Annotated in this window: 15 protein-coding genes; 7 read left to right on the plus strand and 8 right to left on the minus strand. The window is 56.1% G+C overall.

All coding sequences use genetic code 11. The features are described from left to right. Positions 1–100: 100 nt before the first annotated feature. A complete protein-coding gene (locus ACO6S1_RS02095) occupies positions 101–1,051 on the minus strand; it encodes a LysR family transcriptional regulator (protein ID WP_422344710.1) in 951 nt (316 codons plus the stop codon). A gap of 163 nt (positions 1,052–1,214) precedes the next feature. Between ACO6S1_RS02095 and ACO6S1_RS02100 the strand changes: the two genes are divergently transcribed. From ACO6S1_RS02100 to ACO6S1_RS02110, 3 genes are all read left to right on the plus strand, one after another. After that, the gene (locus ACO6S1_RS02100) at positions 1,215–1,631 is read left to right on the plus strand and encodes an MAPEG family protein (protein ID WP_422344711.1); all 417 of its coding nucleotides are present in this window, start codon (positions 1,215–1,217) and stop codon (positions 1,629–1,631) included. A 39-nt stretch (positions 1,632–1,670) separates the two neighbouring features. After that, positions 1,671–2,186, plus strand: a complete 516-nt coding sequence (locus tag ACO6S1_RS02105; RefSeq protein ID WP_422344712.1) for a DUF1993 domain-containing protein — start codon at positions 1,671–1,673, stop codon at positions 2,184–2,186. A gap of 206 nt (positions 2,187–2,392) precedes the next feature. Beyond that, positions 2,393–3,043 carry a PEPxxWA-CTERM sorting domain-containing protein gene (locus ACO6S1_RS02110; RefSeq protein WP_422344713.1) on the plus strand — a complete coding sequence of 217 codons (651 nt, stop codon included), beginning with the start codon at positions 2,393–2,395 and terminating at the stop codon, positions 3,041–3,043. Positions 3,044–3,122: 79 nt separating this feature from the next. Here the strand turns inward: ACO6S1_RS02110 and rimO are convergent, their stop codons facing one another. Then, positions 3,123–4,490, minus strand: a complete 1,368-nt coding sequence (rimO, locus tag ACO6S1_RS02115; RefSeq protein WP_422344714.1) for a 30S ribosomal protein S12 methylthiotransferase RimO — start codon at positions 4,488–4,490, stop codon at positions 3,123–3,125. A 65-nt stretch (positions 4,491–4,555) separates the two neighbouring features. On the opposite strand from rimO, the gene ACO6S1_RS02120 reads away from it, so the two are divergent. Together ACO6S1_RS02120 and ACO6S1_RS02125 are read left to right on the plus strand one after the other, a co-directional pair. Further along, positions 4,556–5,056, plus strand: a complete 501-nt coding sequence (locus tag ACO6S1_RS02120) for a hypothetical protein (RefSeq protein ID WP_422344715.1) — start codon at positions 4,556–4,558, stop codon at positions 5,054–5,056. Positions 5,057–5,096: 40 nt separating this feature from the next. Further along, positions 5,097–5,504: a DUF1761 domain-containing protein gene (locus ACO6S1_RS02125; protein ID WP_422344716.1), complete on the plus strand. Its 408-nt coding sequence runs from the start codon at positions 5,097–5,099 to the stop codon at positions 5,502–5,504. A gap of 15 nt (positions 5,505–5,519) precedes the next feature. Here the strand turns inward: ACO6S1_RS02125 and ACO6S1_RS02130 are convergent, their stop codons facing one another. From ACO6S1_RS02130 to ACO6S1_RS02145, 4 genes are all read right to left on the minus strand, one after another. Further along, positions 5,520–6,416: a phytanoyl-CoA dioxygenase family protein gene (locus tag ACO6S1_RS02130; protein WP_422344717.1), complete on the minus strand. Its 897-nt coding sequence runs from the start codon at positions 6,414–6,416 to the stop codon at positions 5,520–5,522. Positions 6,417–6,475: 59 nt separating this feature from the next. Next, the gene (locus ACO6S1_RS02135) at positions 6,476–7,201 is read right to left on the minus strand and encodes an esterase/lipase family protein (protein WP_422344718.1); all 726 of its coding nucleotides are present in this window, start codon (positions 7,199–7,201) and stop codon (positions 6,476–6,478) included. 74 nt (positions 7,202–7,275) lie between these two features. Further along, positions 7,276–8,349, minus strand: a complete 1,074-nt coding sequence (locus tag ACO6S1_RS02140; RefSeq protein WP_422344719.1) for a potassium channel family protein — start codon at positions 8,347–8,349, stop codon at positions 7,276–7,278. Between the two features lie 7 nt (positions 8,350–8,356). Continuing rightward, a complete protein-coding gene (locus tag ACO6S1_RS02145) occupies positions 8,357–9,442 on the minus strand; it encodes a peptidoglycan DD-metalloendopeptidase family protein (protein WP_422344720.1) in 1,086 nt (361 codons plus the stop codon). Positions 9,443–9,732: 290 nt separating this feature from the next. On the opposite strand from ACO6S1_RS02145, the gene ACO6S1_RS02150 reads away from it, so the two are divergent. Further along, a complete protein-coding gene (locus ACO6S1_RS02150) occupies positions 9,733–10,410 on the plus strand; it encodes a nitroreductase (RefSeq protein ID WP_422344721.1) in 678 nt (225 codons plus the stop codon). Between the two features lie 19 nt (positions 10,411–10,429). On the opposite strand, the gene surE is transcribed toward ACO6S1_RS02150, so the two are convergent. Together surE and serS are read right to left on the minus strand one after the other, a co-directional pair. Beyond that, positions 10,430–11,197 carry a 5'/3'-nucleotidase SurE gene (surE, locus tag ACO6S1_RS02155; protein ID WP_422344722.1) on the minus strand — a complete coding sequence of 256 codons (768 nt, stop codon included), beginning with the start codon at positions 11,195–11,197 and terminating at the stop codon, positions 10,430–10,432. Beyond that, complete coding sequence (serS, locus tag ACO6S1_RS02160; protein WP_422344723.1) at positions 11,197–12,666, minus strand: serine--tRNA ligase; 1,470 nt, start codon at positions 12,664–12,666, stop codon at positions 11,197–11,199. Before serS ends, surE begins: the two co-directional genes overlap by 1 nt. Before the next feature lie 89 nt (positions 12,667–12,755). Between serS and ACO6S1_RS02165 the strand changes: the two genes are divergently transcribed. Continuing rightward, entirely contained in the window at positions 12,756–13,802 is a 1,047-nt protein-coding gene (locus tag ACO6S1_RS02165) for a hypothetical protein (protein ID WP_422344724.1), read from the plus strand. Positions 13,803–13,915: the final 113 nt, after the last annotated feature.

Raw genomic sequence — 13,915 nt, forward strand, 5'->3', positions numbered from 1 at the left:
ACATAGAGATTGCGAGCATGTGCAATTTCATGGTTAAGACGACTTTCAAAAAAAGCTGTTTTTAAGAGATATCTAGGGCAAACTGGTTAACAGGCTGGCGTCAATTCACGGGTACGGGCAACCGCCCGACAAGCGCATCTTTGTTATCGCGCAGCACCATTTCGGCAAAATCCATAAAAGCCCTGATCCGCGCGGTCCGGCGCAGATCATCATGGGTCAATATCCAGATATCGCGCGACGGCGTGGGGTCACGATCGGTCGCGCGAACGAGTTCCGGCGTGCTGTCTCCAGCGATACAGGGAATCATGACCAGTCCCATTGCGGCGCGCGCCATTTGGATCTGCATAGCGATACTGGCGAAATTGCCCCAGACCGGCACGCGGGCAAATTCGGTATCCTGTGTCCAGTCCGGAAACCGGCTTTCCCGGTCAGTCCAGCCCAGCCAACGTGCTTGCTCGGGCTGGTTAACAAAATCATGGCGCGCGAGGTAATCGGGGTGGGCATAGATCGATGTTGTATAGGCGAATAATCGTTTTCCAACCAACGCGTCCGGCGGATTATTATCCATGCGAATGGCGATATCGGCCTCTCGCCGGGCAACATCCAGCAAGTCATAGCTCGTCAAAATTTCCAGTTCCAGACCCGGATAGGCATCGCAAAATTCCGGCAGACGCGCCGCGAACATGGATGTTGCAAAAGGCTCCGCCATCGTCACTCTTATGGTTCCAGTCAGATCATTGTCGCGGCCGGCAATATGACGCTCTACCGCAATCAGGTCATCGGCAAACACGCCTGCTGCCCGGGCCAGTTCCTCGCCAGCCGAGGTCGGAAAATATCCTTCCGGTCGCCGTTCGAACAACATCACGCCAAGCGCCCTCTCCAGATGTTCGATCCGCCGGCTTACCGTGCTGTGGTGGACGCCCAGAGATTTCGCGGCTGCACGCACGGTTCCGCCGTGCATCACCTCCCGAAATGTCTTGATATCTTCCCAGTCCATATCCCGGCCATTCCCTCTTGCATCGCGGCTCTTCCCAATAGTGCCTGACGACATTACCGCACCTCATTGTAAATTACATGGCTCGTTTTTGCACCAACTATGTGCATTTACATGTTTGGACTTTGGGTTTTTTAGCCAGTAGCTAGGTCTTCTGCCACGCAAAAATGGCCGACATCTGCAGACACCCGCATTGAAAAACGCATTAGGAGAACCGAATATGACTGCACCGATTATTTCCGCCTATGCCGGCGCCTTGCTGATCATCATGCAGGGCATATTGATGGTCCTGACCGGTCTGCACCGGGCCAAGTCCGGTATCAATCTCGGACTGGGTGATGATCCGGTGATGGAGCGCAAAGTCCGGCGGCACGGCAACCTCGCCGAAAATGCCGGCATTTTCCTTGCCGTTCTCGCTGTCGCGGAAATGACCGTTGTTCCCCATCAGGTGATCCTGATCATCGCCACCGTTTTTGTTGTCGCACGGCTGTTCCATGCGATAGCCATGTCCACCGAAGCTGGCTCCCATGGCGCAGACAGCGGGAAAATATTTGTCGCCGGACGCGCACTGGGTGCCTTTGGTACATTGGGGTCGTTTCTTGCTCTCGGCGGGTTTCTTCTATTCAACTTAATGTGATACGCCCCCGACCAACCTCTTCACCATCAAGGATCCAAAATGACCGTAGCGCTTTCCCATATCTTCAAATCGTCCACCGCTCAGGCCTTTCGCGGACTGACCAATATCTTGGAAAAGGCCAAGGCCCATGCCGAGGCCACCGGAACCGCCGAAGAGGCCTTCATGGAAAATCGGCTGTTTCCCGACATGCACGAGATGAAATGGCAGGTACAGATGATCACCGAATTTGCCGTGCGCGGTGCCGCCAGAATGTCTGGCGTCGCAACCGACGATTTGCCAAACTTGCCGATGGAAGGCGACACGTTCGACGCCCTGATCGCGCGCATCGCCGATTGCGGAGATACCGTTGCCAAGGCCGATGATGCTGCGATCGATGGCAATGCAGATATGCAAATCTCCATGCCGATCGGCCCGGACCAGACCATGGACATAGACGGCCAAAGCTATGTTCTGAGCTTCTTCCTCCCCAACCTGTTTTTTCATGTGACGACGGCTTACAATCTGCTGCGGATGCAGGGCGTGGCCGTGGGCAAGAAGGACTATATGGGGATGTGACTATCCAGACTAAAACCCTGTTTCCATAAGATTTGACTCAAATATGTCCTGTTTTGGGACGCAGGAAGGTCATGCCAGTAATTTATTGTACATAAACGTGCAACCTGTTAACGGTTTGTTAGGGTTCGCAAAATTTATACGCAGTAATTTTATACGCAGTAAGTTGCGTTCTGCTGATTTTTTTGGCCGAAAAAAAGGGGTGTCATATGAAAAAATATCTTTTAACTGCAGCGGCGCTTGGATTTGCGACTGCTTCCACACCAGCATCAGCAGCGGACACGATTTTCGTTCCGCCAAGCGATCCTGTCGGTTCAGTCTTTACGACTAACTCTAATGATGCCTATCGTAATGGACGAGGCGTTGTCTTTGCATCGACAACGGATTACATGCTCGGTAGCGTCGCTATTTTTCAAGATTTGACCAATATTGATCTCAGCTATTCTTTGAGCGTTGCAACTGCGACGACTGGTTTTGTTGGCGGAGGCACAGTTATTGCTAGCGGTATGCAAAATGTTACCACTAACGGATTGGAATTCATCAGTTTCGATACCGGGCCGACTTTATTGACGGCAGGAACTTTTTATCTGCTCAGCTTTTCTTTCTCTGGAAATTCAAACCAGAATTTCTTTTTTGATCAACGTGGATCAGAACCATATGATCAGGCTGGGTTCACCGGAATTGACGGTACCAGCAATGGCAATACCGGTAATTTCGTTCTGGCTCAAATTCGCCTGAGTGACGGCATGGGCGCAGTTCCAGAACCAGCAACATGGGCATTCATGATCTTTGGCTTTGGCGCCATTGGCGGCGCGATGCGGCGTCAGCGTAAAGCCAACGTGAAAGTTAGCTACGCTTAAGCGTTTTTTGACCGAACAAGTTTAAAAGACCCCGCTGGTGCCGATCCAGTGGGGTTTTTTGTGTGTGCCCTCGCCGACTTTAGGGCCCGACCGGTGCCCCGAACAGATCATGCGCGTCGGCGTCTTCAATCTCGGCGTCGACAATGTCACCCACGGCTAGATCCGCGCTCACATTGCGCAGGAATACATTGCCGTCGATCTCCGGTGCATCGGCCTGTGACCGCGCGGTCGCGCCGATGTCGCCATCTTCATCCGGTTCACCGATTTCATCGATGATGACGGGCAGCGTGCGGCCGACTTTGGCTTGCAATCTCGCGGCGCTGATCGCGGCGGTTTTTTCCATCAGGCGCTGGTAGCGTTCTTCCTTGACCTCTTCCGGTACCGCGCCGTCGAGCGCGTTGGCCGCTGCTCCCTCAACCGGTTCAAAACGGAAACCGCCGACGCGGTCGAGCTGGGCTTCTTCGAGCCAGTCGAGCAAATACTGGAAATCCTCTTCCGTTTCGCCCGGGAAACCGACCACAAAGGTTGAACGGATGGTGAGGTCCGGGCAGATATCGCGCCAGCTTTTCACACGCTGCAGCACTTTGGCTTCATTGGCCGGCCGCTTCATGCGTTTGAGAACATTGGGCGCGGCATGCTGGAACGGGATGTCGAGATAGGGCGTGATCTTGCCCTCGGCCATCAGCGGGATGACCTTGTCGACATGCGGATAGGGATAAACATAATGCAGGCGTGTCCAAACGCCCAGTTCGCCCAGCGCCACCGCGAGATCGGTCATATGCGCGCGCACTTCGCGGCCCTGCCCGATCGGGCCATTCCAGATTTGCGGCTTGTGCCGGATATCGACGCCGTAGGCCGAGGTGTCCTGGCTGATGACCAGCAATTCCTTGGTGCCATTGGCGACCAGCTTTTCTGCCTCGCGCAGGATCGCATCGGGTCGCCGCGATACGAGATCGCCGCGCAGCGACGGAATGATGCAGAAGGAACAGCGATGGTTGCAGCCTTCGGAAATCTTCAAATAGCTATAATGGCGCGGTGTCAGTTTCAGGCCGGCATCAGGGACCAGATCAACAAACGCGCCGCGCGCCGCCGGGGCCGCCGCATGGACTGCGGTGACAACATCTTCATATTGATGCGCGCCGGTGACGGCCAAAACATCCGGAAAGCGCTTCATGATTGTGTCGGCTTCATTGCCCATGCAGCCGGTGACGATCACCCGGCCATTTTCGGCCATCGCCTCGCCAATGGCTTCGAGCGACTCTTCCTTCGCGCTGTCGAGAAATCCGCAGGTATTCACCAGCACGACGTCCGCGCCGGCATAATCGGGCGACATCTGATAGCCGTCCGAACGCAGCTGCGTCAAAATGCGTTCACTATCGACGAGCGCCTTGGGACAGCCAAGGGACACCATGCCGACTTTGGGCGGAGAAGGAATTGCGGTAGCCATATCCCGCGCCCATAGTCGTATTGAGCGCGCTTGTCATCGATAATGTCCGCCTGTAATTCAGCGCAATGATCATTTCTATCACCAAAGGATCGGATCGCGACTGGATAAAGATCGAGCGAACGGATGGCTCGGTGGCCGAAACCACCTTCCCGAAAAAGGGAATCATTCCGCACGATGCCGTCCACTTTCATGTCGAGCAGGCACTGGCGATGCGCCGGGGTTTCTGGGGTCATGTTGCCGATGGAACGCCTCCGGAGGAGATCCAGCATATCGCCAAACAGGCCGGCCATGCCAATTCCACCCGTGCCGCTGCGCCAGAGCCCCACATTATCGAGTTGCTGCAAGCCGAACGGCTGGTGGAGTGTTTTGAAGCCGATATGTGGAGCGAGCCCAGTGATAACCAGTCGCTGCGGGACGTGTTTAACGCGGCCTGCCAGTCATCTCACATAGATCCGCCAGCGCTGTCCGATGACCAAATAAACACCATCCGTTCATCGATCAGTGCTTTTGCAAAGCAGTGGATAGCCGCCGAAATCGGGGAAACTTTCCAACTCCACTGGAATTGATGTATATCGATTTAACTAGCAATTTTCTGGGAGGGAAATCATGAATTTATTGGAGGTAAACTGGCTCGCCATCATCTTGGCAGCGGCCTGCGGCTTTCTGGTCGGCGGCATCTGGTACGGGCCGATCATGGGCAAGAAATGGATGGGTGCGGTCGGCTTGACCGAAGAAGAGATACAAGGCGGCAATATGGGCTTGATCTATGGCGGTGCCTTTGCATTCAGCCTCGTCGCCTCGGCCATGCTTGCGCATATGTTTTTCCGTCTTGGCCAGCCGCCATTTGCGATCAAGATGATGATGTCGACGGGGATTGCACTCGGCTTTATCATTCCCGCCATCGGCACCAATTATCTGTTCTCGCAGAAAGGCAAAGCCCTGTTCTTTATCGATGCCGGATACTGGCTGTTATTCTATGCCGCCATGGGGGCGGTGCACGCCTGGCTAGCATAGGGCTGTTCCGGTTAACTACACCGTTTCGCTGGAGCGCCGACTGACGCTTTCATAAAGATCGTCACCGTCGCTCCAGTCTGTCACCTTGCCGGAGAAGAGAAACTCTGGCGGCACCACTTCGGGGCTTTCGCCCGGACCGGTTGGCGGCGTGTAATAGCCCAGCGCATAGCTGCCCATGCAATAGCCGAGCAAATCGCGCAGCGCCGGATCAAAATCCTTGGCAATATGCGGCGGGCAAGACAGATACTGGTTTTCTTCCTGCCGCAACCAGCCCAATGCATAGGTAATGTTCAATCCCATCCGGTCATGGTCGGCGTTATTGGCGCCGCCGCTATGAATCACCGAACCGGAATAGACGAGAACAGAACCCGCTTTCATCTCGGCATATTGAATCTCTTCCGGCTTGGCTTCACGCCCCGCTACCCAATGGTTCGAACCGGGCACAACCTGTGTCGCGCCATTTTCCTGTGTGAAATCGGTCACCGCCCAGATCGTGTTAAACTGCGGCTCGATGCTATCCTGCAGAAAGCCGCCCCAGGCCAGCCGGTCGCGATGGAGCGGCTGTTTGACCTGTCCCGGCTGGATACGGATCAATTGCGTCAGATGAAGCTGCACCCGCTCGCAAAAGGGTTTCAGAAAGACATTGGCCCCGCCCAATATCAGATCATGCATGACCAGATCGCGACAAGCTGCGGATCGCGCAACCAGCGCGCCGGTCCGCGTTGTCTTGCGTCCGGTAAAATCATCCCGCCCGGGTTCGGTTGCCTCGACATAGGGCATGATCTCGGATTTCAGCTTTTCCAGGGCGGCGGCGTCGAGGACATCCTCGACAATGGCGGCACCGTCATCCCGCAATAACTGCGCCAGCTTTTCCGGATCTTCGGCAGCGGACAGGCGTTGTAATTGCGGCATATTTTCTCTCCTGCGCAGGAGGATATGCCGAAATGCGTCCTGTTACAAGGTACCGGCGGTCACGCCCGTCCTGCCAGCGTATCGGCAATGATCCGCCACACTTTGGGGTTGAAGCCAAGGCCCAGATGCCCGCCATCCACCCGGATATTGCGGGCCTGCAAATTGTAGATATCCTTGGCGATATCCGGTCCGACAATGCCATCCCGGTTGGAATAAAGCACGGTTAACGGTTGGCTGAAACCGATGCTGTTGCGCGCATGCACTTCCTTTTCGAAGTGATCGAGATTGATCTGCGCCGATTTCGCATAGCGCTGTCCGGGTGTGGTATATTTGGGGCCTCCGATAATCGGCGTGCCCATGGTAATCACTTCACGGACCAGATCGGGCGAAAGACGCGCGACTTCACGCGCGATTATCCCGCCGAGTGACCAACCGATCAGCGTCAGCGGCTGACGGTCATTGCTGTCATATTGTTCCTGCGCAATCGCGGTAAACCGGCCGATATCGCGATTGACCGAGCCCTGGTTCCGACCCAGTCCCCAATCATAAACATCATAATCCAGCCCGGTCAGAAAGACTTTCAGCGGTCCCATGGACAATTCGCTGCCGCCATAGCCGGGGATCAGGAAGATCGGACGTCCGTCGCCTTTGGGCGCGGTTACGACGCGCGGCCATTGCAAGCCGAAGCGAACGAAATCGAGCGGTAGCGCCAGTTCGCCAAGCTGAGCCAGGCGATTGGGCGGGCGAAGGCCGCTGGGCATCGGTATCGCATTGGCCTCGGTCATTTCACTTCTCCTGCGGAAAAACGGCTATTTTGCAAGTGTCATAGCAGGTTTGTTCGCAGGTGCAACATAGTCGGTTAATCGGCTTCTGCGCCGACTCTGGTCTGATGGTTACCTGAGCCGTTGCCTGGCTTGATCTCGACGATGATATCACCCGCCTCAAGCTTATTGGCTTCGTCTTCCCAGAATCCGTACATGTTATTGTCGCGATAGATGCGGACACCAAGCCCATCTTTCACGATATCCTTCATCGCCTTACCGACTTCATCCTCTTCGATGGCACGCTGGACCAGTTTGACCCGTCCGGTCGCCGACGCCAGATCGCTGAGATAGTCGGATATTTTCGCGCCTTCGCAGCTACCTGCCAGCAACAGTCCGGCAAAACTCACCGGATTGATCACCGTGGTAGCACCTGCTTGCCGTGCCAGCATTTCGTTGTCTGCGGCCCGTACCGACACGCTGATCGGCAGATGATAGGCGAGATGGCGTGCCGTCAGCACGATCAGGATGCTGGTATCATCACGCCCGGCCGAGACAATCATCGAACGCGCCCGCGATATCTTGACGTTCATCAATGTCACGTCACGGGTTGCATCGCCATTGATCACTGCACAGCCGAGTTTTTCAGCCTGCGCCAAAGCCTCGTCAAACGGATCGACAACGACTATTTCCTCCGGATTGGTGCCGCGTGCAATCAGTTCCTGTACCGCTTCCTTGCCGCTGGTCCCGAAACCGGCGATCACGATATGATCGTGCAAATTATTCTGGATGATTTTCATGCGCCAATTGTCCCAGGTTCTTTTGAATACAAAATTATAGGCCGTGCCCAGAAATATAAGCACAACGAAGACGCGAATGGGAGTCACAACCAAGGCGTCGAACATCCGCGCGCGTTCTGTCACAGGGGCGATATCCCCATAGCCGGTCGTCGTAATCGATATCATCGTGAAATAGACGACATCAAGAAAACTGACATCCCCGTCATAACTGTCCTGCAAACCATTACGATCAAACCAGTGGACGGCGACAGCCGTCCCGATCAGGCCCAGCACGAACAAAACCCGCCAGGTAATATCCAGCCATATCGGCATGCTCGAACGGCGGCGCAGCGTCAAATAATCGGAAATGTTTCGGGAATATCGCCTGGACATGGAGAGATCAGGTCCGCTTCGGCAGATGGGAGACGGGGTTTACCGGTTTTCGATCTTTACGAATTTCAAAGTGCAATTGCGGTTCCTGTACATAGCCGCTGTCTCCAGCCAAACCGATAATATCACCCGCTTTGATCTTTTGTCCACGCGTAACATTGAGTTTGTCCGCATGACCATAAGCGGTGACCCAGCCATTGCCGTGATTGAGCAGGATCAAACCGCCAAAAACATCGATTTCATCGCCGCTATAGGCCACCACGCCATCGGCAGCGGCGCGAATGGGGGTGCCTTTGGCTACGGCTATGTTTACCCCGTCATTGACCTTTCCTCCCCCCTTGCTGCCAAAGCCGGAGAGCAATTTACCGTCGACGGGCCAGTTGAACCGGCTGTCAAATGCCGTCGGCACAGCAATAGCGGCGACTTTTGTTGCAGCCGGTGTTTTTGGCGCAATAGCCTTGCGCCATTCAGATGGCTCCTCCGCAACCGCGTTGTCAGCCAGCGCGGGCTGGCTGCCGGTCACAATATCGTCAATATCGAGTTCAAAAGAGGCCGCGCGCTGTTCGATGCTGATCGTCTGCGGATCAGCAGACGCCTCTGCCGGCAGCAACAGTTTCTGGCCGACCCGCAGGATAAACGGCTCTTCCAATCCATTCAGGGCCACAATTTCGCGCCAAGGCACGCCATATGCCCGCGCGATAGCGATGCCCGTCTCTCCACCATTGACCCAGTGATAGCGGCCACCGGTAATTTTCAGTCGTTGTCCCGGTTGGATAATATAAGGTTCAACAAGGCCGTTTTCGTCTGCAATAATCAGTGAACTGGCCCCGGTTTTGTTGGCAATACCGCGCAGAGTGTCGCCGGCCTGCACGACATATATGCCATCTTCGATCGCCATCGCATTGGGCGTCACCCTTTGCGCTGTCCAGGTAGGCGGCGGTGCATCAGCCGGGCTCTGCCCAAAGACGGATATATCGGTTTCCAGCGTTGGTGGAGCATCCTGCGCTGCTTCACCTTGCGGCCAGCCATAATCGCGGCCCGGCGGAATACAGGCAGACAAAGAAACGACCAGAAAAAGGAAAATTATCTTACGCACAGAACGCCCCCGTTCACTAGCTCTCACCCCGGTGAGAGATTGTTACCTAGCAATAAATCGGCCCATTGCCAGCCCCGCTTGACCATTTTGGATGTAAAAGCCTGTTTATTGATTTCCGGTCGCCAACGAGCGGACAACAGATTGTGGTCACATGCGAAAGGCAGCATTAATGGAGAGCCGCAACCCTGGGCGCCAATTGGTGCGCCCAAAACAATCAGCCTTGAAATTGGGGTTTTCACGCAAGGGCTTATCCGCTAGCCCACCATGACTAACTTTTACCGGAGCTATGCATGCAGTTTGATGAAGTTGTCCTTGGCCGGCGTAGTATCCGTGGATATAAACCAGAGCCTGTTCCGCGGGAGCTCATCGAAGAAATTATCGGACTGGCCATGCGTGCGCCATCATCGATGAATACGCAGCCTTGGAATTTTTACATCATCACTGGTGAGCCACTGGAAAAAATTCGCAGCGGCAATACCGAACGGATGCTGGCGGGCGTTCCCCAATCTCGCGAATTCAGAACCGGCGAGGCTTTCGCAGGGCAACATCGCGACCGCCAGATCGGCGTTGCCAAGCAACTCTTTTCCGCAATGAAAATCGAACGCGATGACAAAGAGGCGCGGCAGGACTGGGTCATGCGGGGCTTCCGGCAATTTGATGCACCGGTATGCGTTATTATCACCTATGATCGTGTTCTCGACGGCAGCGACGACACACCGTTTGATTGCGGCGCCGTAGCAACCGCGCTGGTCAACGCAGCATGGTCGCGCGGGCTCGGCACCGTCATCAACAGCCAGGGCATCATGCAGTCGCCGGTGGTGAGAGAGCATGCCGGGATCGCGGATGATCAGGTCATCATGAAGAGCATTGCGCTCGGCTGGCCAGACGAAAGCTTTCCGGCGAACAGCGTGGTTTCAACACGAAAATCTGTCGAAGAAGCATCCGTATTTGTCGGGTTTGACAGTTAGCACCGTTCCGAGCGCCGTCTTAACTGTCGTAAAGCTTGCCGAGACTGTCTATTGACACATAGTGAGTCAGATCCAAATGCAAGGGTGTGATCGACACATAGCCGTCTTCAATTGCCTCCAGATCGGTGCTGTGGGCCGGGGTCTCGACCATCGGACCAAGGCCGAACCAGTGATATTCGAAGCCGCGCGGATCGCGGTTGCTGACAATCTGCAAGCGGCCATAGTCGCGAATGCCCTGCGACACGACGCGGATGCCTTTGACCTGACTGGCGGGCAGCGCCGGAAAGTTGATATTGACTAGCGTCCGGTGGTCCATGCTCTGCTTGATCAGGGGCCGCAGCACCCGTTCGCCCCATTGCAGCGCCGCTTCGAACGGAACGTCATCACCCATTTCGCCGCGGGCATAAGCCTGGCTCAGCGCAATGGACGGAATACCCGCCAGCGCCCCTTCCATCGCGGCGGAGACGGTGCCGGAATAGGTCACGTCTTCACCCAGATTTGCCCCGCGATTAACACCGGAGAGGATCAGGTCAGGCGGGCCGTCTTTCATGATCTTCGCGACCGCCATCATCACGCTGTCTGTCGGCGTACCATCGACCGAATATTGCTGGTCGCCGCGCTTGCGGATGCGCAAGGGGCGAGTGAGCGTCAGCGAATGGCCCGCGCCTGAATTCTCGTCCGAAGGGGCGACAATCCAGATATCGTTGGAAAAATACTGGGCAATGTCGAGCAGGACTTTCATGCCCGGGGCGTCAAATCCGTCGTCATTGGTCAGCAATATGCGCATCAGCTTGCAGGCTCCAGTTTCTCGATACCGCCCATATAGGGCTTTAACGCGTCAGGAATAATGACACTACCGTCTTCCTGCTGATAATTTTCAACAACCGCGACCAAAGTCCGGCCAACCGCAAGGCCAGAGCCGTTGAGCGTGTGGACAAATTGCGTGCCTTTGGTCTCGCCTTCTGCGCGGAAACGGGCATTCATACGCCGCGCCTGATAGTCGCCACAGGTAGAAATGCTGGAAATCTCGCGATAGGCATCCTGTCCCGGCAGCCAGACTTCCAGATCATAGGTCTTGCGGGCGGTTGCCCCCATATCGCCGGTGCACAGCAGCATTTTGCGATAGGGCAGCTCCAGCGCTTTCAAAATCGACTCCGCCGCTTCGGTCATCCGCAGATGTTCCGCATCGCTATGATCGGGATGGACAATCGCCACCATCTCGACTTTCTCAAACTGGTGCTGGCGGATCAGGCCTTTGGTATCCTTGCCAGCCGAGCCTGCCTCGCTGCGGAAACAGGGAGTCAGTGCGGTTAACCGGATCGGCAGCTGTGTCTCGTTCAAAATCTGTCCGCGCACGCTGTTGGTCAGGCTGACTTCGGCCGTCGGGATCAGCCACAGTCTATCAAGCGATTCTTCGAGATTCTCAACAAAGTCCCTGTGAACCTCGGCCATCTCGTTTTCGAGGGCCGAGAAATTATCGCCGATGGTGCCGCCACCAATTTTAGGAGCATTTTGAAGAAAAGTTTTGAAGGCAGATGGGCCAAACTTTTCATAAGCTTGCCTTATGATTTCTTCGGGAGGTAATTTTCGCAAAACTTGAAACGAATCTTCGGAAAATTTGGGCAACTGGCCGGTACCGAACATCGCCTCGTCACGCACCAGCACCGGTGGCGCGCATTCCTGAAAGCCGTTTTCCATCGTCTGCTGGTCGAGCATATATTGCCCGATCGCACGCTGCAGCCGGGCCATTTGCCCGCGCAGAAACGCAAAGCGCGCGCCCGACATTTCCGCGGCTGTTTCAAAATCCAGTCCCAGCGGCACGCCAATATCGCTATGCTCTCGCGGTTTGAAATCAAAAACACGCGGTGTGCCCCAGCGGTCTATCTCGACATTATCCTCTTCGTCGGCACCTTCGGGCACATCGGCGGCCGGTATATTGGGAAGCCCAGCCAAAACATCCCGCAACTTGCCAGAAATTTCGCGGGCCTGCTCTTCCAGTGCGGGCAGGCTTGCCTTGAGTTCCGACACTTCGGCCATAAGCGCCTGGGCCGTTTCCTCGTCGCCCTGCCCCTTGGCCTTGCCAATCGCCTTGGAAGCCTCATTGCGCCGCGCCTGACCCTCCTGAAGCCGGGTCGCAAGACTACGATTCTCCTCGTCCAGCGCCAAAATGGTCGCAGCCACGGGTTCAACACCGCGTCGTGCCAGGGCGGCATCAAAATCGGCCGCGTTTTCTCTGATGGTTTTTAGATCATGCATGGCCAAAGCCTATGCCGAGACACGGGCCTTGGTTCAAGTGCAGAGCATCGCCTGTGCCACAAAAAAAGCGGCCGGATTGCTCCAGCCGCTTGTTGGATATATCTGGTCAGCCGTCTGTTCAGGCAGCAACCGCTTTCTTGGCTTTGCGGCTGCGCGCGAAAAGAGCTGCCGCCGCTGCGCCGAATAGCAAGACAACGGGCGGGGCCGGAACCGGTGTTCCGCCGGTGGAGCCACCGGTTGAGCCGCCGCTGCTGGAACTGGAGCTCGAGCTGCTTGAAGAGCTGGAACTGGACGTGCTGTTGCCGCCAAAGCTCGACGAAGTACTGCTCGCCCCGGAAGAAGTAGATGTCGAGCTTGACGATCCACTGCTGCCCGAAGAGCCGCTGCTGCCGTTGGAGCCGCCGCTGCTTGAAGACGAACTGGAGCTGGATGAACTGGAGCTAGAGCTGCTCGACGAACCGCCGGAAGATCCGCTGCTACCTGATGATCCGGAACTCCCGGATGAGCCAGAACCACCCGAAGAACCGGTGCTGCCGTTCGAACCGCCGCTGCTCGATGAGCTAGACGAACCGCTCGACGAAGAGCTGGAACTGCTTGACGAACCGCCGGAAGATCCGCTGCTACCGGACGAACCGGAGCTGCCTGATGATCCGGAGCTGCCGGACGAACCGCCGCTACCCGTGCTGGTCGAAGTTCCGGGATGGCCGCTTGAGGTCATGCCGCTGCTGGTCATACCACTCGAAGTCATACCGCTCGATGTGTTACCGCTGGAGCTCGACGAACTGGAGGAACTGCTTGATGACGAGCTGGAGCTGCTTGACGAACTCGAAGAGCTGCTGCCACCCGTTGAAGTACTGACACCGCCCGTGGATGTACTTACACCGCCGGTCGAGGTGCTGACACCGCCTGTGGATGTACTGATGCTGCCGGACGAGGTGCTGGTTGAGCCACCTGTCGAAGTGCTTGAAAACCCGCCGGTGGATGTGCTGGTGGAACCACCGCTGGTCGAGCTGCCACCTGAGGATGTACTGGTGGAGCCGCCGCTGCTGGTCGAAGAGATCACCACAGAACCACCGCCGGAACCGCCACCGCCAAAGAAACCGCCGAAGAAACCGCCGCCGAAGCCGCCGCCATAGCCACCGCTGCCGCCGATCACGACAGGAACTGAGCCGCCGCCGCTTTCAAGCACAGGAACTTCCGGCAAGGGTGCAGGAATATAAGCCGGTGGTGGAAGCGGAATAGGCTGTGG

The organism is Parasphingorhabdus sp., assembly GCF_965233695.1.
Taxonomy (GTDB): domain Bacteria; phylum Pseudomonadota; class Alphaproteobacteria; order Sphingomonadales; family Sphingomonadaceae; genus Parasphingorhabdus.